This is a genomic window from Paenibacillus sp. PvP094 (assembly GCF_040546835.1).
GTDB lineage: Bacteria > Bacillota > Bacilli > Paenibacillales > Paenibacillaceae > Paenibacillus > Paenibacillus illinoisensis.
This window is the reverse complement of sequence record NZ_JBEPOM010000001.1, coordinates 6,328,732-6,347,446: the sequence shown is the minus strand read 5'-3', so window position 1 is coordinate 6,347,446 and position 18,715 is coordinate 6,328,732. Positions and strand designations below refer to the sequence as shown.

Here is an 18,715-nt window from a genome sequence, read left to right as displayed (position 1 = left end):
GCGCCTACGGACACCATCCCGCGCCTTGTCTTCGGTTCTTTCATATAGATATAGCAGTCAGTCATAAGTTAGCAGAGAGGGGCGACGGTGATGGTATATCGATATGCGGCCATTGGAGACTCGTTAACGGTAGGCACAGGCGCGCTGCTGGGCACCGGCTTTGTTCCTTTGTACCGCAGAATGGCAGAAATGAATGTTCGCACATTTGTCTCGATGGATAATATGGGGGTCAACGGATTAACCTCAGGTGAACTGATGCAAATGGTATCCTCCAACACGAGGGTAAGACAGTCTCTGCGCGAAGCGGACATTATTACAATATCCATTGGCGGGAATGATCTCATTCGCACCTTCAAGGCGAGCGGAGCTATGCCAAGCGCAAGTAAAATGACACAGGTGCTTGGAGATACCCGCAGTAACGTTTCACAGATCATGAGACATATTCGTCAGTTAAAAGGAAACAGTGCCTATTTGGTCCGGACGATCGGATTGTACAACCCGTATCCTCAAGCCGCAGAAGCTGCGTATTGGGTTCGTCAGTATAATTCCTTTCTGAATGGTGCAGGGTCGGGGAACTACGCCTGTGCTCAGGTGTACGACCGTTTTGAAGGGCATGAACGGGAATTGTTATTCTGGGATCGTGTTCATCCCAATGCAAGAGGGTATCGTGTTATTGCGGACCAACTGAATCGTATGGGGTATAGACCTTTTAACTAAAGAACTCATTAGGACATTACGATATGGCTGTGGGCATACCTGATTCAGACTGGACCCGCATATGGGCATACGTTAAGATGGGGAGAATAAAGGATTTTATCTTGTCGATCCATATAGATATTACAGATGAAGGAGTATTAATCGGTGCACAACATTCATTTACGTCCTCATGAGGATCTGGAACGACAGCTGATACAGGAAGTGATATCCGTATTTCTACCTCAATCCTGCTGGGAAGCGGAACGCAGATACGGCGGAATGAACAACACAACGTATATGCTTAAACTGGATGGCGAGCGTTATGTTCTCAGGGTGTACGAAACACATACGGATCTTGTGAAAATTGCGTTTGAGCACCATGTGTTATCGGCACTGAGAGAATCGGACTTCGGACTTATGGTACCAGCTCCAGTCAAAGCTATAAAGGGGGATGGGCACACGTTCCATTCCATTTACGATCCGAGGAATGAACAGTACAAAATCGCAGCCCTCTTTACGTATAATACGGGCAAGAATCCGGTGTGGAATAGGCCAAATCAGCTTGTTGAACTGGGACATGCGGCGGGTTTGCTGTCTGGTGCTCTGTCAAGACTGGAAATATCACTTGAACCTGTATACCCACCTTATTATCAAATTCAACAGGCATATCCACTCTGTCCGCCAGAGAAATTGATACAGCTATGTACGTCACCACCTAGCGAGCTCCAGGCGTGCGCAGAAGAAATGCAGGATCTGCTGCTTGTGCTTCCAGCTTTGTTCGAGTCTCTAAACGGGATGGAACGTCTGCCTCATCAACTGGTTCACGGAGATGTGAACGCATCAAACGTCTTGTCGGACGACGATGGCCGAATCTGTTCCATTCTGGATTTTGAGTTTGCCACATGGGATCTGCGCGTCATGGAGCTGGCTGTTCCCATGTCGGACCTGCTAACTATGGACAAGAGTGATGAATGGATGTGGGAGGCGCTCGAAGGACTGATCCGGGGATTTCGGAAACAGGTGATTCTGGAGCCGGATGAACTGCTGGCTATTCCGCAGCTTATTCTGCTGCGCAGTCTCGATGTGGTTATGCATTTTATCAGTCGCATGTTCGAAGGAACGGATGAACCCGATGTTGCAGTTAACCAGATCATTAAGCTGCAAGAGCGGATCCTCTGGATGAATCGTAATGAGGAGCGGTTACGCAAATTATTAACGTGAACAGGCAGCTGCCTTTGTTTACATTAGAAACAAAAGAACGCCGATTCTGTTTTGAAACAGAATCGGCGTTCTTTTTATTAAGGGCATTCGACTCTACCTTAGCGTATGCCGAACACTTGTCGACATATAGGGTTGCCTACAATCCGCGCTTGCGGAACCAACTGCGGACAGCCCAGCGGCGTTCCTGGCGCTTCTTGTATTTTGGCAGAGAGCGGTAGACGTTCAGGGATTGCTCATAGGCTTGCTTGGCATCTGCAGTCCGTTCCAGCGAACGGTAGACGGAACCCAGCAAATAATAAGCTTCACTCGAGGATGAGTGGATATCCTGAAATTGTTGTACATATGTCAATGCCTTGTCTCGATCTGACTCCTTAAAGGCATTGGCTAAGGTTAGATAAGGCTGACCATACTTAACTCTTGGATTGATGTCGAGAGCCTGCAGGATATGCCGCTCACCTGATTCCATGTGACCAAGGTGAAGTTCTGTCGTTCCCAATGCCTCCCAGTATTCGGCAGATTGCTCATAGGGACGTTCAAGCTCAAGAAGCAATTCATAAGCTTCGTTATAACGTTTGCGTTCGATCAGAAGTCTGGCCAGGTCAAGCTTGGAAGAGACTTCATTGGGACTCATCGCAATCTGCTGACGCAGCCGTGAGATCGTACGCATGCGTTTGATCGGTTTCATAAAACTGGGGAACACCCCGACATAGCGACGATCCAGGAAATACAGAATAATGAGAAGAATCAGAACAGCCAAAAACGGATTGCCAACAATCCGCCATAGAAGGCCGAATATCAAAAATTTAATCAGCACAACAAGTTCAACTCCGTTTATGATGTTATCGCATTACGAACACTTAAAATATATTTGGATTGTTCCAGCGGATTTACGCCTCTGCGCTTGCGCAACGGCTTCACATCCGGAGGGCAATCCTGATATCCGGCAAAAGAGGTGACAAGTACACCCCGTCCCCCGGTCTCAGAGCGGAGCTTCACCGGATAATCCATGGAAGAGGCTAGCGGAATCTGCCCTTCCACAATACATCTCCCGCCGCCAATAACAGGAGCTTCAAACGTTGCTCGCATATGCACAAGATCGCTTAGAGCCTTGCCTCCGTATTCTTCCGGTACCGTCAAGCGAAATTGCAGAAGCGGCTCCAGCAGCTTAGTACCTGTACGAGCCAGGCCATCCATGATTCCCATCGGCGTAGCAACGACAAAGTCCAGCGGATGCGTATGCCAGACATGATGCTCTCCTTCGACAAGTGTTACTTTCAGATCGGTGACTTCCCAGCCGTACATGCCTTGAGACAGGGCCTCTGGTACACGTCGCTGTACTTCATTTTGATACCGCAGCAGCAGTTGGTCTGTTCGAATGGTGGATTCATAGATCAGACCGCTTCCGCGTGGCAGCGGCTCCATTTGGAAGCGAAGAATGGCCCAGCAGGGTTTAGGCATCGTATAGGCGATGAACCCTTCACCTGGAGCGTTTAGCGTTTCTTTGTAAATGACAGAAGGCGGGTCGAAAACAACTCCCAGTCCAAAACGACTGCTTAACAAGCTCGATAGAATCTCAAGCTGAATGGTTCCCATGACTTTGAGGTGCAATTCCCGATCTTCTGTAAGCCATTGCAGGTCAAGCAGTGGGTCCTCATCGGTTAACTCCTGCAATGCAGCAACAAGGTCGGGGTAACGGGCCGGATCCTGGCCGTGTACCTGTACTGTCAGCAAAGGCACTGCCATTCGGGGCATGGGAGGAACGGCGTCTGGATTTCCTATAATGTCACCTACATGCGTCTCGCTTAGACCGTAAAGAGCGGCGATCTGTCCGCTGTGTACTGCTCCGGTATCTGACCATTTGCGACCATCCATCTGGCGGATTTGAGTCACTTTTTCTTCCAGTTCCCTGGTCGTGTTATAGATCGTGTCCCGGTTGTGAATGCTGCCTCCGTACATGCGAACGTAAGCTGTTCGTCCCATCGTTTTGTTCCGTTCAATTTTGAATACGACCCCCGATACTGCAGGATCCTCTGTGATTGCAGGAGGTGGCAGGAACCGGGTAACCGCATCAAGCAGTTCGGATACCCCAATCCCTTTCCCCGACGCACCAAAACAAACCGGAAATATCTCGCCTTGATGCACCAGCTTGCGGAATGTTGAATCGATCTGCTCTGATGGCAGAGGGACTTCATTAATGTAAGATTCCATGATCTCTTCATCCAGTTCTGCAGTCATCTCGAGGAGTCCAGGAATCGGTTGCTGATTCGCCTGATCATGCCATAAGGAATGAACACCGATGAATGAATCCTCATCCATTACGCAGGATTGTACCGGGCATGCAAATGGAGAGAAAGTGGAGTGAACCTGTTCCATAATGGCTGCTGCAGAGGCGCCAATCCGGTCCATTTTATTGATATAAATAATGGTGGGGATGCGAAGGGATCTCAAGGCGTGCCAGATGGTCTCACTCTGGGACTGAATCCCTTCCACAGCTGACAAAATGAGAATGGCACCGTCCATTACACGCAGGGAACGTTCAACTTCAGAGCTAAAATCGATATGTCCCGGGGTATCGACGAGGTCGATCACGGTATTGTTCCATGTAAGGGAGGTCATGGCTGCCTGTACGGAAATTCCGCGTTCTCTCTCAATGTCCAGGGAGTCCGTAGCTGCCGTACCGTCATCTACCCGGCCGGGGCTGCGAACAATGCCGCCATGATATAAAATATGTTCTGTTGTGGTTGTTTTGCCTGCATCTACGTGAGCAAAGATACCGATATTTCGGCGATTGAATTCGTTATGCATGGGATCTAAAGCTCCTCTGACCGAAGAAACGTATCGTTTCTGACATTGTTATTCCGTTTTATCATACCACAAGGGCCGTATGGAAGAATATGTTACACTTTTGCAAATCAACCATTCATCGTTCTGCGATAAGCCGCAGGCGTGGTGCCCGTAATTTTTTTGAATTGCCGATAAAAATGGGGCAGGCTCTCAAAGCCGCAGGCATCCGCTACAGATGCCATGGTGTCATCGTTCCGAAGCAGATGTTCCTTCGCCATGATCACCCGGCGGGCTAGGGCATAATCGGTTAGCGTCATGCCGGTATATTTTTTGAACGCCCGGCTGAAATGGGCAGGGGATACTGCTGCCTGCAGAGCAAGGTCTGACAAGGAAAGGCCGCTGCGAAGTTTATCGTCAATATTGGACAGGGTGGCTGACAGCCAGCTCGGACCGGAACTGGAATGAACAGAGCGGGCAGGGCCGGCGTCCTCGAGACGTTCAAGAAATATGAGCAGCAGTTGAAGCCGAAGCAGGGCTGCATGGGCGCTTAGCTGATTCTCCATCTGGAATTCGGCATGGATTTCATCAATAAACGCAGTCACTTTGGCTTGTTCCTCCGGGGTCAGGTGTCTTTTATAAACCCTGCGTCTGCGGCATCGCTCGAACAGGGAGAGCAGGACTGAAGCACTGCCTCCTGCAGCTGCAGTCAGTAATCCGGGACTGAAGAACAGAGCTGAAGAGGTTACAGGATTAATCTCGTCCGGCAAAGCCCGGTGTACTGTACTGCCAGGAATGATGAATAAATCCCCTGTCTGCATGTCTTCAAGACCCGTATCGATAAAAATGGTCCCTTGACCGCGATATACGTAAATGATTTCATGCCAATCATGCAGATGATCCGGCAGCTCATTCTGGGGAGCTTTCGTATCTGCATAGACCAGTCGAAAGGGAATGCCTGAATCTGACTGGATGGTTGTGCGAACGGGCGAGCGTGCCATAAGGACTCCTTTCTAAAGCTAATTAATACACGGTAGACCACGCCTGGTCATGAAAGAGTATATTTAACGCAATATAAGCAATTTAATTTCCTTTTTTTGATGATACAATGAATTTAAAGCGTTTTCAATTGATGGGTATAACAGATGGAATCGGATTCGGATGATCACAAATAAATGATGAGGTGAGTGTGCATGTCAGCGAGCACCAAACGACCAAGACTCAAGCTGAATCTGTTGGGAAACGACGGGCAGCGAAAGTGCAAGGAAATCATGGATCGTCCCGTAAAGGTACTGCAGATTGGAGAAGGTAACTTTTTGCGGGGATTTGTGGACTGGATGCTTCATGAGAGTGCTAGGCAAGGCAAATTCCATGGCAGTGTGGTGGTTACCCAGCCAAGGCCAGGGGGCAAGGCGAAGCTGGAGCAGATCCGGGATCAGGATGGACTGTACACCATGATTACCCGAGGTCTTTCTCAAGGTAAAGCCGTGGAGCGCACCGAGATGATTTCGATCTTTTCCCAGTGCATGAATCCTTATGAAGAATGGCAGGCATTTTTGGAACTGGCCGAGCTTCCTTCACTGGAGTTTGTTATCTCCAATACGACGGAGTCGGGATTAAAATATATTCAGTCGGATTACGTGGAAGGAGAGCCTGTTTCTTCATTTCCAGGCAAGCTGACCGTGTTTCTCCATCAGCGTTATATACGGTTTGATGGTGATCCTTCGAGAGGATTGATTCATCTGCCATGTGAACTGCTCGAAGGGAATGGTGATGTACTGCGCAGCTGCGTATTGCGTCACAGTGAGGACTTCGGCTATTCGGATGCATTCCGTAATTGGATTAAAGACCATAACCTGTTCCTGAACAATTTGGTTGACCGAATCGTGACGGGTGCGCCATCTCAGGAAGAAGCCGACACTTTGGCAGGGCGCTGGGGTTATGAGGATCAACTGATTAACACGGCAGAGCCTTATCATTTCTGGGCCATCCAGGCTGATGAGGGACTGGACAAGAGATTGCCGCTGAAGCAGGCTGGACTTAATGTTCACTGGGTCAAAGATCTCAAGCCTTATCAGGTGCGAAAAGTTCGTATTTTGAATGGCGCACATACCTTGATGTCCTCTCTTGGCATTCTTCAAGGCAAGCAGTATGTGAGGGAAACGATGGAGGATCCCGAATTTGGACCATGGATCAGGGAAGCCGTGCATCAGGAAATTGTGCCTGCGCTGGATATGCCGGATCATCAACTTGACCAGTACGCTGAAGAGGTATTCGAACGATTCCTCAATCCCTATATCAATCATAAGCTTCAAGATATTGCGTTAAATACCATTGGCAAATTCAAGGTGCGTGTTCTGCCTACCTTATTATCTTATGAACAAACTCAGAACAGCTGGCCGACACGCCTGGTTCGTGGGTTTGCCGGACTGTTGTTATTGTACCGCCCGGTGAATACGTTAGACGGATACCACGGACATCGCTTCAACGGTGAATCCGTTGTGCTGAGGGACGACCCGGATGTTCTTGCAGCCCTAACTGCACACTGGGAGAACTATGATTCACTCCGAAGGGACCGGCAGCAGTTGAACGACAGGCTGGCTGCCGTATTGTCGGACTCAACCATTTGGGGAGAGAATCTGAATGAGCGAAGAGGACTGCGCGAAGCGCTTCTTGATGAGATCGTTTTACTGGAAGGTGAGACGGAATGAATACAACAAGTACAACGCATGACTGGATTGCCATACAGCCGCAGGATGATGTGATCATAGCTCTTCGTGATTACACAAAGGGAGAAACGGTCAACCTCCCTGACGGGGTTTCATTTACACTGCTTGATGATGTGCCCAAAGGGCATAAGATCGCTGTACATGGAATCGAACCAGGTGATGATGTCCTGAAATATGGTTTCTCCATCGGCATTGCCAAGGAACGGATTGAACAGGGGAACTGGATTCATAGCCATAATCTGAAAACAGGGCTGCATGGCTTGCTGGATTATGAGTATCAGCCTGGTGCATCCGTTCAAGCCGATATGCCCCCGGAACATTTACGGACATTTGATGGCTATTTGCGCCCTAATGGAGAGGCAGGCATACGCAATGAAATATGGATCGTTAATACGGTAGGATGCATCAACAAGGTGTGTGAGGCACTGGCACGTATGGGGCAATCACAGTTCGGCAGCAGGGTGGACGGCGTGTACCATTTCCCTCATCCATTCGGCTGCTCGCAGCTTGGCGATGATCTGAAGTATACCCAGCAGCTGCTGGCATCCCTCGTCGAACATCCAAATGCAGGCGGTGTATTGGTTATTGGATTGGGCTGTGAAAATAATCAGGTCGACCAGTTCCGCGAATGCATTGCACCTGATTATCAGGGGAAGGTTCGTTTTCTCAAGGCACAGGAAGCAGATGATGAACTTGAAGAGGGTTTGCGTCTGATGGAAGAGCTGGTGGAGATTGCCGAGCTGGAACAGCGCCAGCCGCTGCCACTTAGCAAGCTCAAAATCGGATTGAAGTGTGGCGGTTCAGATGGTTTATCCGGCATCACTGCCAATCCGCTAGTGGGCTCGGTTGCCGATATGCTGGTTGCTGCAGGAGGGACGGCCATTCTGACCGAAGTGCCAGAGATGTTCGGGGCAGAGACCATTTTGATGAATCGGGCTGCAAATGAACAGGTTTTCGGTGATTTGGTGGATTTGATTAACGGATTCAAGCAATACTTTGTAAACCATGGGCAGAACATATATGAGAATCCTTCCCCTGGTAACAAAGCCGGTGGCATAACGACACTTGAAGAGAAATCATTGGGTTGTACTCAAAAAGGAGGTCGTTCTTCCGTCGTTGATGTGCTTCGTTATGGAAAACGTGTAACCCAAACCGGCTTGAACATTGTAGAGGCGCCTGGTAATGACTTGGTGTCGGTCACGGCATTGTCAGCTGCAGGTGCTCACATTGTACTGTTTACCACAGGAAGGGGAACCCCATTCGGAGGTCCGGTACCTACGGTCAAGATTGCAACGCAATCGGATCTGGCGAATCGAAAAAAACACTGGATCGACTTCAACGCAGGTCAACTGCTCGAAGGCCGGACGATGGATGACGTGAAAGTTCAGCTCTTCAGCCAGTTGATTGACATTGCCTCAGGACGTGCTCAGACACTTAGTGAGCAGCATGGGTTCAGGGAAATTGCCATATTCAAAGATGGTGTAATCCTATAGGTTATACATTCCTTGATTTCTTGGCATAGCATATCTTTGTAAACTCATTAAAAATCCCGGTAGCCAATGGTGATGTGGCCTCCGGGATTTTCGTTGTGTACAGCTGTAAACTCAAAATCTCAAATGGCCTGCTTCTATTGGCGGAGTGTATCTTAAGTGCAAGATGTCGGTCTAAACGATGCCAAACGCCTTTTTGATTTTTACCAGTCCAGCTTCAGTCGTGTGCTCAACAAGCTTGTCCAGTAAAAGGTCACGTGCTTCTGTGATGCTGCCGTTAAAAGGTTCGATACCCTGACGGCTCATCCAGTGACCTGCCGTCTCATAAGAAGAACTGTTCCAGGCCACCTTGCCTTCTGCAAGACCATCCTTTTCCTTGGTTCCGCTAATGACAACGGCTGTACTGCCTTGAAGATCCAGTAGCCCTTGGTCAAATGCCTTCTTATCTTCCTTGGCGCCGAAACCAGCCTGTGAACGTAATGCCCGTCCATCAATGCCTTCCTGATCTTCGATTCGCTCATAGAGCTTGAATGCGTCACGGGAGAGCAGGCCGGCATCATATTGCTCCTGGATGGTTCTGCTGTCAGATAGCAACCGGTGCACCCAAGGGAAACATTCACGCGAGATGAGGATCGCTTTCTTTTTGACAAATTTGCCGTATGCAGCAGCGCCTTCTTCAGCCAGGCGTGAACGCCACAGCCAGGGATCGAGAGGAGATTCGGTATGCCAATTTTCCGATGGCGTTAACGAAGACAGAGAAGGAAAGTCAGGAAATAACGGTGCGAGTGGAAGCAATCCCGCTGTCTGTATACGCTGGGCAGCTTCCTCATAGGTTACAATCGGCTCGGTAATCATGGTTAAGGCATCTCCTTTTATGTAGTTGTACAGGAATTCGGGTTAGTGCTCACATACAGTCGGTACACGTCCTCGGCATGCTGCCTGATCTCGCTGCGGAGTTCCTCGGGTTCAATGACTTCGGCTTCACGGCCCAGACGATAAAAGAAACGAACAGCCCACTCCCATTGGTCTGCTGGACAGAGGAAAGAAAGCTCCCAGAGATCCGGGGCAATCTCTGTCAATTTCTCACCAATGTGCCTGTCTTGTTCTGCCTCAACCATGGCGCAGTAGCTTAAACGTGCTCTGATACGAACGGCAGGTTTTGCCAAAGGGCGAGGCTGGCTCAATTCACGCTCGGCATCTATCGTTAACTGTTTGGTTTTGGAGGAGTCAATAGACTCAGCTTCCAGAATCCGGTCTACTCGAAACACACGCTGTTCCCCATGTTCCTCCGAATATGCATCACAGTACCAGAATCCTGCAGAAGCATAAATGCGAATCGGACGGATCTGGATCCAGCGCTGGCGTGCAGCCGAACGATACAGGATACGCAACCAACCGTGTTCAGGAATGCATGCAAGGAGCGGTTCCAGATGCTGAAGAATATAGTTGCGCTCCGGGATACAGTGATTCAGCTGTTTGAGCATGGGGTCGATCCGAGCCATGACGTCATCCGGAATAATGCCTTTGATTTTATCCATAACCGTCCAGCGTTTCTCTTGAAAAGGTGTATCTGCATAATGGCTAATTCCCTCAAGAGCGAATATGAGCGTTGCTGCTTCCACCGGATCCAGCTGCAGTGGCGGCAGCACATAACCCTCCATAAGCCGAAAGCCGCCACCAGGGCCGGAAATTGCAATAATCGGCACGTTCATCTCGGAGAGGGACTGGATATCTCGCAAAATGGTACGACGGGACACTTCAAACTTGTCTGCCAGTGAATGTGCTGTTTCCAGTCCGTGCTGTAATGCCATGACGATGGCAGGAAGCCGATTTATTTTGTTCATGTCAGCCACTCCGTTTCGAGAGTTAGGCCGCCGGAAAGGTTGCCGGAGTGCTAAAGCCATTATAGCAGCCAATTAGTGACATCTTGGGTGTCACCAATCATATGTACACCTGAATTTATGCTGAGTAATGGTGGGAGAGGGAGCGCTTTTCCGGCATGGGCCCTTATAATATGTGTCTCGTCCAAATTCGCCCTATGGAGTAATATTTCCTTCTCACCAAAACTCCATAAATGTTGGCAAAAAACCGTATCCGGTTATACGGATACGGTAAGTAGCAGTTAGGATGATGATAAGAAGCTTATATCTAGCTTAATCGATTGAGATTTACGTAATTTTTAAGAAAAAGCATGATTGTTAAGATTAATCGTAACACGTTGTATCGAATGATTACCTATCGTTCTGTTTTTTGTCTTTTTCAACATGATAGGGTCACTGCATCTCGACTCACTTCATCTCAAGCAGTTGAACACCGCGGCCCTCAATCTCCACACTACCCGAAAGTTCGCGATCCGTTAAGAGGTCCTGTGCCTTATCATTTCCAAGTTCATACGACTGAGTGGTCGCATTGTGGTTCATGACGAAGAGGTACTGCTTGCCGTCTTTTGTACGTGCGCTTACTTCCACACCATCTGGTGTTTCGAGCAAAGGGTGGATGTTTTTGGCTGCCGCAAGCTGTCCCAGCAGGCCATCCAGGAAGCGTTCTTCCGGATCGGAAGCCACATACCATGCTTCACCCTGACCGAACCTGTTGCGGGTTACGACAGGCATGCCTTGATAGAAATCATCTCCATACTCGGCGATAACTTCAGCACCTTCACTGTGCAGCAGGTCACACAGCATGCCGCATTCATATTTGCCTTGAAGATCACCATACGTGTCTTTCAGCACGATACTGTTCTTCTGCTCAGGGAGCAGAGCGTCGATCTCTTCGACCCAGATGCCAAGCAGCTTACGAAGTTCACCTGGATAACCACCTGTTGTGACGAGGTCACTCTCATTGACAATGCCGCTGAAGAATGTGGTCAGGAACGTTCCGCCGGCTTCAACAAACTTCTCCAGTTTGGCGGCAAATCCCGGTTTGACCATATAAAGTACCGGAGCAAGAACAATATCATACTTGCTAAGATCGGTATCCACGCTGACAATATCCACTTGGATATTGCGGCGGAAAAAGGCGGCGTAATATTTGTGAATTTGATCCACATAATTCAGGGCAACGGTAGGACCGCTGGATTTCTCGATGGCCCACCAGTTATCCCAGTCAAACACAATCGCCACTTTGGATTCCACCGTAGCATCCAGTGTTTTGTCACCGAGCAATTGCAGCTCCTTGCCAAGCTGGGCGACTTCGCGGAATACACGTGTATTCTCGTGTCCGACGTGCTCGATGACCGCACCATGATACTTCTCGCATGCACCGATGGAGCGGCGAAGCTGGAAGAACATAATGGTGTCCGCGCCATGTGCGATCGTCTGATAGCTCCACAGTCGCATTACCCCAGGACGCTTCAGCGAGTTGTACGGCTGCCAGTTTTGCTGGCTTGGTGTCTGTTCCATAAGCATGAATGGCTGACCATCTTTCAGCCCGCGCATCAGATCATGTGCCATGGCAGTGAAGCTGAATGGGGTGGCAAGACCCGGATAGCTGTCCCAAGAGATGATATCCATATATTTGGCCCATTTGAAATAATCAAGCTGCTTGAAGAATCCCATCAGGTTCGTTGTTACGACGGAATCAGGGACATGCTTCTTGATCGCATCATATTCCAAACGGTAACAATCAAGCATGCTGTCGGAGTTGAAGCGGGAGTAATCAAGGGAAATGCCTTGGAATGTCGAGTTGTTGTTACCCCAGTGCTCACTCAGATTGCTTGGCAGAACGATTTCGTCCCAGTCATAAAAGGTGTGGCCCCAGAAGTTGGTGTTCCATGCTTGATTGAGCTGATCCAGCGTCTTGTAACGCTCTTTCAGATACACACGGAAGGCTTTCTCGCAGTTGTCGCAATAGCAGTCTCCGCCGTATTCGTTGGAGATGTGCCATACCAGGACAGCAGGATGGTCTTTGTAGCGTTCCGCCAGTTTATCGGCAATTTTCTCGGAATATTTGCGATAGGTTGGGCTGTTTGGACAGGAATTATGGCGTCCGCCGAATTTGCGTTTGCGTCCGTCTGCATCCACACGCAGTACATCCGGATATTTTTTGGCCATCCACGCAGGATGAGCAGCCGTGCTGGTAGCAAGACAAACGTAGACACCGTTTTCATAGAGACTGTTAATTAATTGATCCAATTCTTCAAATCTATAGGTTACCTCATCAGGCTGAATCAGAGCCCAGGAGAAAACGTTAATTGTGGCAATATCAATCCCTGCCAGTTTAAACATGCGCAGGTCTTCAAGATGGGTCTCGTGATCCCATTGTTCAGGGTTGTAGTCACCGCCATAGAACATTTTGGGTAATTTGCTGCTAATCAATATATTCACCTCTTGTATAAGAATAATTGTATATTATATGATTCAAATAGCTTTTAAAATATAAGAAAAGTAATGATTCATATAAGAATATGGAAATGAGAGAAGCAGCTGTGTATTGGCTGGACGCTTACCATCGAGAGGAGAACACCATGTTAATCTCACCAACACATCGAAGATATTTCATGACGCCGCGCGAAGAGCCGCTCCCGCTGTATATCGAAAGCATTGGTTATAACGGCAATCAGGAGAACGTTCTCCGACCTGCAGGCTATCCTTGTTATCACTGGCTTCAGACGGTGAAAGGTGCTGGGGAGTTCCATTTTGCTGGTTCAACTGTAGTCCTCGGTGAAGGCTCCGGAATTCTCCTGCCTCCGAATGAGCCGCATGAATATGTACCTTCAATAGGGGAGTGGGAGACGCTCTATATAACGTTTGGCGGATCCCAGTGTCCGGCGATTACCGAGGCACTTGGACTTGGAGAGGCGGCACTTCATCAATGGGATGCAGGAAGCCCGCTGGAGAACTACGGCAGGGAGGTGCTGGGTTCCATCAGCAGCGACCAGGACTTGTCCGGGCTGGAAGCTTCCGCCGATATGTACCGCTTTTTGATCCTGCTCAAGAAACACGGCATGACTGGCAGCAGGTCATCCATCTCGCATGCCGTGGAACGGCTAGCACCGCTCATTGCATTCATGGACCAGCATTATGCGGATCCCGATATAGGTCTTGAACAGATGGCTGCCGTGCCAGGAATTACACCAAGGCATTTGAATACGTTATTTAAACAATCATTTGGCATGACGGCCTACAGTTATTTTATTCTTCTGCGGATTCGCAAATCCAAGGAATGGATGACAGGGAACAGCAAATTGACTGTGAAGGAGACGGCTGCGCGCGTCGGGTTTCGCGATGCGAGCCATTTTGTAGCGACATTCCGGCGAATTGAAGGTGTAACACCTGAGCAGTTTCGAACGTTATATTTATAGCGAAGTAGGGAGGAGTACGGCTCTTAGATTACGGTATCTAACCGTGTTTTTCCGCCCGCGATGTGCCTATGAACAAAAGTGATGCCAGGAAGGTATTGATGCATGGGGGCAGTTGCCGTATGATGATATCGATTCCTTCAATTGGAAAACGAAAGCGGATGATCGTATCCGTTCTACTAAGAGAGGATGATAGAAGTTGACAACAACAACCATTCCATTATGGGATCACGCAGCACCTCATGCGGCTAAAGGGCATGAAGAAGAAATGCCACATCTCATACCTTTTATTCAGCCTGGTTCCGAGAGCGCTGTCATTGTCTGTCCCGGCGGCGGTTACGGGTTTCTCGCAGATCACGAAGGAGCCCCAATTGCCGAATTGCTCAACCGCGCTGGTATTAGTGCATTTGTGCTGAAATACCGGGTAGCCCCGCATCAGCATCCTGCACCGCTATCCGACGGTCAGCGTGCCATCCGATATGTACGCGCCCATGCCCAGGAATTTGGTATCCATCCTTCCAAAATTGCTGTACTCGGCTTCTCTGCAGGCGGCCATCTTACAGCTACACTTGGTACCCTGTATGATAAGGGACAGCCGAATCACGAAGATCCGATTGAGCGTGAAAGCTCACGTCCGGATCGGGTTATTCTCTGTTATCCGGTTATAACGATGGAATCATACGGACATGCTGGTTCGCGCGAAAATCTGCTGGGACCGGATGCCTCGCCTGAACAGATTAGAGCATTTAGCGCAGAGCAGCAGGTTAAAGCTGACGCACCTGAAGCATTTATCTGGCATACGAGTGACGACGAGGCCGTGCCGGTCGAGAACAGTTTGCGTTACGCACTTGCATTGGGTGCCCAAGGTATTCCTTATGATCTGCATGTATTCGAAAAAGGATCGCATGGTCTGGGCCTTGCTGAAGATGATCATGCCGTTCGGGCGTGGTCGGATCTGTTGCTGACTTGGCTCAAAAATCAAGGATGGTAACCGTTTACCCCTCATTTTAATGCGCTATAGGGCGAAGGAGATACGACTATGAAATTGCAAAAGAATGACAAGCTGCTCTTCATCGGTGATTCCATCACGGACTGTGGTCGTGAACATCCTGTAGGTGAGGGCAGTTCAGGACTCGGACATGGTTACGTTGCACAGGTATACGCACTTTTGCGTTCCATTTATCCGGAATTGATGCTGCGTATTCAGAATGTGGGTAATAGTGGGAATACCATTCGCGATTTGAAGCAGCGCTGGGACCGTGACGTTATTGATCTGAAGCCCGATTGGTTGACGATCATGATTGGCATTAACGATGTATGGCGTCAGTTCGACCGTCCATTTTCGACAGATTCGCATGTGTTTTTGGAAGAGTATGAATCCACTTTGAGAGAACTTGTGGCTTCTGTTCGCCCCAATCTAAAAGGACTTGTCTTGATGACCCCTTATTACCTGGAGGCCAATCCCGAAGATCCTATGCGCGCGACGATGGATATCTATGGCGAAGCTGTGCGTAGGGTAGCGAATGAGTTTGATGCTATTTTGGTGGATACACAGGCAGCCTTTGTACCGTTCTGGGATCATTTCTATACGTCAGTCCTGACTTATGACCGTGTTCATCCAGATGCAACAGGCCACATGATTTTGTCCAAAGCATTTTTGGATGCCATCGGTTTTGAATGGTCAGGCGGCGCCAAATCATAAAAGGATGTGATTGCTTGAGCAAGCTCAACATTGCAGTACATACCCCGGCACGGCTGGGGGAAGGTCCAAGCTGGGATGCAGAACACAATCGTTTGTTATGGGTGGATATCGAAAGTTATAAGGTACATGTCTATGATCCTCAAACAGGGCAAGATCAGGCTTACGACGTAGGTGAACATGTGGGTGCTGTTGTTCCCTATCGCGGCGATGAAGTTGTTGTGGCACTCCGAAACGGGTTCCATACCTACCATCTGAGCACGGGAGAATTGAAGGCAATCGAGGATCCCGAGAGCGACAAAACCACCAATCGATTCAATGATGGGAAATGTGATTCCCTTGGTCGGTTCTGGGCGGGTACAATGAGTCTGCATGATGAAAGTAAAGCGGGCTCACTGTATTGTCTCGAGGAAGGTAAACCGGTTCGAACCATGGTTCGAGATGTGTCTACCTCCAATGGACTGGGCTGGAGCCCGGATGAGCAAGTGATGTACTATATCGATACCCCTACACGTTCCATTGACCGATTTGATTTTGATCTCGCAGCAGGTGAAATCACGAATCGGACAAGTGTTATTTCGGTACCGGAGGACTTTGGTTTTCCTGACGGGATGACGGTGGATAGCGAGGGCATGCTGTGGGTTGCTCATTGGGGCGGCGCAAGAGTGACACGGTGGAACCCGCACAACGGAGAATTGCTGGAGCAGATTGAAGTACCTGCAGACCAGGTAACCTCCTGTTGTTTCGGCGGACCTGACTTGGAGGATCTCTATATCACAACCGCGCGAATAGGCATCAGTGAGGAACGTTTGGTGGAGACCCCCGATGCCGGTTCTGTCTTTGTGATTAGGCCCGGTGTTAAAGGGCAGAAGACCCATGCGTATGGCAGAGTGCATCAAGCCGAGTAATCACGGCAGGAATTTCAATGTACGATGAAGCGTTTTGATTTGTTCAAGTAATCATTGAACTTTAAGCAGATCGTAAGATATGATAAGAAGCCCTGGAACACCGATTGTCTTTAGGTGAACCATGGCTTCTTTTTTTGTCGAATAATAGTGTAAAATGAATGAGTGGATTTTTGTTCAGGAATACGTCTAGCTTTCAATTTCCATTGATTTAACAACGATTATGGGATATAAAGAGAGAACCAAAACTTTAAAATTGTTGTAACCGCTAACACGGGGGAGCCGTTATATCCGATATAAAAAAGGTATAACCTGTAGAGACATAGAGGAAAGATTAGACAAGGGGGTCGCGATCATGAACCGGTTGTGCAAGGTGCTGATTGTTGACGATGAGTTTCTGGTACGCCAGGGGATCAAGCATCATATGAATTGGGAATCGGAAGGATTCCAGATTGTCGGAGAAGCATCCAATGGTGAAGAAGGCCTGGAACAGGTACGTTTGCTGAAGCCTGACATCGTCATAACCGACATTGTGATGCCAATCATGGACGGTGAAGCATTTGTAAGAACGCTTAAAGCGAGCCAGCCGCAGATTGAAGTCATTGTGCTCAGCAGCTTCAGTGAATTCGAATATGTGCGTTCGACGCTTCAGCACGGAGCTGCAGATTACATTTTGAAGCCAAAGCTGGACACCGACGAGCTGCTGCAGGTACTTCAGCGAACGGCCGGAAAAATTCCTGAACTGCAGTATGAGCCCTCAAATGAAGGGTGGAAGCTGGGACAGTTCATGGAAAAGATGCTATCCGGTTTTGCATTGGAAGACGAAAAAGATATGGCTATGGTCAGGGATACGTTCCCTCATCATTGTTTTCGCCTTCTTGTTTCCGGGAAGCATTCGCACTTGAGTCAGAAGAATACCGAAAGCAAGCTGCTTAATTATTTGGCCGATGTGGAATGTGCCATGGTACCGGTAGAGAGTGAAATGCCTATATTCCTTCTGAATGTAGACCCTGCCAAAGAGGAGTGGATGGTCGGGCGGATCAAAGAGATGGCCATTGAAAATGGAGCAGGCATCAAAGGACCCAGCTGGGTCTTAAGTGACAGCTTTACATCTTTTGACCAGATGGGTGAAGTGTACCGTAATCAACTCATTAAACTCATGGAATATCGTTTTTATTATGAGGACCGTTCAATTCTTGTCTTCAGCGAACTTCCACCACTGCATACGGCAGGTTATCAGTTTAATGTTAATATGTTTTTGCAGCACGTGAAGCGGAATCGTACCGAGTCAGCCAGGGAGTATCTGAAAGAGCATGCCCTTACCCTGGGACGTGACTACATTGCGGATGTGTTCGAGATCAAATCCTTTTTGGGCAATCTGATTTTCAACGTAACGATTACCCTTGCGGATATGGACGTACAATCTTCGGCTCTGGAAGAGAGCAAGTATACTTATTTCAAAAACGTGGACGGAGCTTCAAGCCTGAATGAAGCCATGCAGGTGCTTGATCAGTTCATGCTGGAAGTGCAGGAATGCACGGCTGGTGATGGAGGTAAACGCAGTGACCCCAATATGAAGATGCTGCTTGAATATATGCATGAGCATTTCGATCAGCCGCTCGGTCTCGCTGAAGTGGCGAAGCATTTTCATTTTAATCCATCGTATCTATCCAGTTATTTTTCGTCACATAAAAAAGAAGGATTCAACGAATATCTGAACAAAATTCGCATTGAGAAGGCAGAAGAACTCTTGCGATCGGATGATGTTACCATTTCCGAAATCAGCAGCATGGTAGGCTATTCGGATCACAGCTATTTCTGCAAAGTGTTCAAAAAATTTACCGGACTGTCACCAAGCCGATATCGTCGGAAATTCTGGGCATAAAGTCAGAAGG

At 48.7% G+C, this 18,715-nt stretch carries 15 protein-coding genes; 9 read left to right on the top strand and 6 right to left on the bottom strand.

The window, feature by feature from the left end; all coding sequences use genetic code 11:
* Window positions 1-90: 90 nt before the first annotated feature.
* Both ABIC22_RS28675 and ABIC22_RS28670 read left to right on the top strand, forming a co-directional pair.
* Complete coding sequence (locus tag ABIC22_RS28675; RefSeq protein ID WP_095358742.1) at window positions 91-717, top strand: GDSL-type esterase/lipase family protein; 627 nt, start codon at window positions 91-93, stop codon at window positions 715-717.
* Between the two features lie 144 nt (window positions 718-861).
* Window positions 862-1,917, top strand: a complete 1,056-nt coding sequence (locus ABIC22_RS28670) for a phosphotransferase (RefSeq protein ID WP_354485480.1) — start codon at window positions 862-864, stop codon at window positions 1,915-1,917.
* 136 nt (window positions 1,918-2,053) lie between these two features.
* Here ABIC22_RS28670 and ABIC22_RS28665 read toward each other — a convergent pair whose 3' ends face one another.
* The 3 genes from ABIC22_RS28665 to ABIC22_RS28655 form a co-directional block, all read right to left on the bottom strand.
* Window positions 2,054-2,731, bottom strand: coding sequence for a tetratricopeptide repeat protein (locus ABIC22_RS28665; protein WP_154893627.1), 678 nt, complete (start codon window positions 2,729-2,731; stop codon window positions 2,054-2,056).
* Window positions 2,732-2,748: 17 nt separating this feature from the next.
* Window positions 2,749-4,722, bottom strand: coding sequence for a GTP-binding protein (locus ABIC22_RS28660; RefSeq protein WP_354485478.1), 1,974 nt, complete (start codon window positions 4,720-4,722; stop codon window positions 2,749-2,751).
* 107 nt (window positions 4,723-4,829) lie between these two features.
* Window positions 4,830-5,699, bottom strand: coding sequence for an AraC family transcriptional regulator (locus ABIC22_RS28655; RefSeq protein ID WP_154893625.1), 870 nt, complete (start codon window positions 5,697-5,699; stop codon window positions 4,830-4,832).
* A gap of 192 nt (window positions 5,700-5,891) precedes the next feature.
* Here ABIC22_RS28655 and ABIC22_RS28650 point away from each other — a divergent pair, with 192 nt between their 5' ends.
* Together ABIC22_RS28650 and ABIC22_RS28645 are read left to right on the top strand one after the other, a co-directional pair.
* The gene (locus ABIC22_RS28650) at window positions 5,892-7,409 is read left to right on the top strand and encodes a tagaturonate reductase (protein ID WP_354485474.1); all 1,518 of its coding nucleotides are present in this window, start codon (window positions 5,892-5,894) and stop codon (window positions 7,407-7,409) included.
* A complete protein-coding gene (locus ABIC22_RS28645) occupies window positions 7,406-8,920 on the top strand; it encodes a UxaA family hydrolase (RefSeq protein ID WP_354485472.1) in 1,515 nt (504 codons plus the stop codon). The genes ABIC22_RS28650 and ABIC22_RS28645 overlap by 4 nt, the downstream gene beginning before the upstream one ends.
* Before the next feature lie 171 nt (window positions 8,921-9,091).
* On the opposite strand, the gene ABIC22_RS28640 is transcribed toward ABIC22_RS28645, so the two are convergent.
* The 3 genes from ABIC22_RS28640 to ABIC22_RS28630 form a co-directional block, all read right to left on the bottom strand.
* Window positions 9,092-9,772, bottom strand: a complete 681-nt coding sequence (locus ABIC22_RS28640) for an AlkZ-related protein (protein ID WP_354485469.1) — start codon at window positions 9,770-9,772, stop codon at window positions 9,092-9,094.
* Window positions 9,773-9,789: 17 nt separating this feature from the next.
* Complete coding sequence (locus ABIC22_RS28635) at window positions 9,790-10,761, bottom strand: helix-turn-helix transcriptional regulator (RefSeq protein ID WP_354485466.1); 972 nt, start codon at window positions 10,759-10,761, stop codon at window positions 9,790-9,792.
* Window positions 10,762-11,205: 444 nt separating this feature from the next.
* Window positions 11,206-13,233 carry a beta-galactosidase gene (locus ABIC22_RS28630; RefSeq protein WP_354485464.1) on the bottom strand — a complete coding sequence of 676 codons (2,028 nt, stop codon included), beginning with the start codon at window positions 13,231-13,233 and terminating at the stop codon, window positions 11,206-11,208.
* Between the two features lie 149 nt (window positions 13,234-13,382).
* On the opposite strand from ABIC22_RS28630, the gene ABIC22_RS28625 reads away from it, so the two are divergent.
* From ABIC22_RS28625 to ABIC22_RS28605, 5 genes are all read left to right on the top strand, one after another.
* Window positions 13,383-14,219 (top strand): AraC family transcriptional regulator, encoded by an 837-nt coding sequence (locus ABIC22_RS28625; RefSeq protein ID WP_127536305.1) that lies wholly within the window; start codon window positions 13,383-13,385, stop codon window positions 14,217-14,219.
* A gap of 196 nt (window positions 14,220-14,415) precedes the next feature.
* Window positions 14,416-15,207 (top strand): alpha/beta hydrolase, encoded by a 792-nt coding sequence (locus ABIC22_RS28620; protein ID WP_174818658.1) that lies wholly within the window; start codon window positions 14,416-14,418, stop codon window positions 15,205-15,207.
* Window positions 15,208-15,255: 48 nt separating this feature from the next.
* Complete coding sequence (locus ABIC22_RS28615; RefSeq protein WP_127536304.1) at window positions 15,256-15,918, top strand: SGNH/GDSL hydrolase family protein; 663 nt, start codon at window positions 15,256-15,258, stop codon at window positions 15,916-15,918.
* 14 nt (window positions 15,919-15,932) lie between these two features.
* Entirely contained in the window at window positions 15,933-16,823 is an 891-nt protein-coding gene (locus tag ABIC22_RS28610; protein ID WP_354485461.1) for an SMP-30/gluconolactonase/LRE family protein, read from the top strand.
* 352 nt (window positions 16,824-17,175) lie between these two features.
* Window positions 17,176-18,705: a response regulator transcription factor gene (locus ABIC22_RS28605; RefSeq protein ID WP_354485459.1), complete on the top strand. Its 1,530-nt coding sequence runs from the start codon at window positions 17,176-17,178 to the stop codon at window positions 18,703-18,705.
* Window positions 18,706-18,715 lie beyond the last annotated feature (10 nt).

Coding starts and splice junctions, on each gene's coding strand:
- ABIC22_RS28635 (WP_354485466.1), bottom strand. CDS start 10,761: ATGAACAAAATAAATCGGCTTCCTGCCATCGTCATGGCATTACAGCAC.
- ABIC22_RS28640 (WP_354485469.1), bottom strand. CDS start 9,772: ATGATTACCGAGCCGATTGTAACCTATGAGGAAGCTGCCCAGCGTATA.
- ABIC22_RS28615 (WP_127536304.1), top strand. CDS start 15,256: ATGAAATTGCAAAAGAATGACAAGCTGCTCTTCATCGGTGATTCCATC.
- ABIC22_RS28660 (WP_354485478.1), bottom strand. CDS start 4,722: ATGCATAACGAATTCAATCGCCGAAATATCGGTATCTTTGCTCACGTA.
- ABIC22_RS28675 (WP_095358742.1), top strand. CDS start 91: ATGGTATATCGATATGCGGCCATTGGAGACTCGTTAACGGTAGGCACA.
- ABIC22_RS28645 (WP_354485472.1), top strand. CDS start 7,406: ATGAATACAACAAGTACAACGCATGACTGGATTGCCATACAGCCGCAG.
- ABIC22_RS28605 (WP_354485459.1), top strand. CDS start 17,176: ATGAACCGGTTGTGCAAGGTGCTGATTGTTGACGATGAGTTTCTGGTA.
- ABIC22_RS28625 (WP_127536305.1), top strand. CDS start 13,383: ATGTTAATCTCACCAACACATCGAAGATATTTCATGACGCCGCGCGAA.
- ABIC22_RS28655 (WP_154893625.1), bottom strand. CDS start 5,699: ATGGCACGCTCGCCCGTTCGCACAACCATCCAGTCAGATTCAGGCATT.
- ABIC22_RS28650 (WP_354485474.1), top strand. CDS start 5,892: ATGTCAGCGAGCACCAAACGACCAAGACTCAAGCTGAATCTGTTGGGA.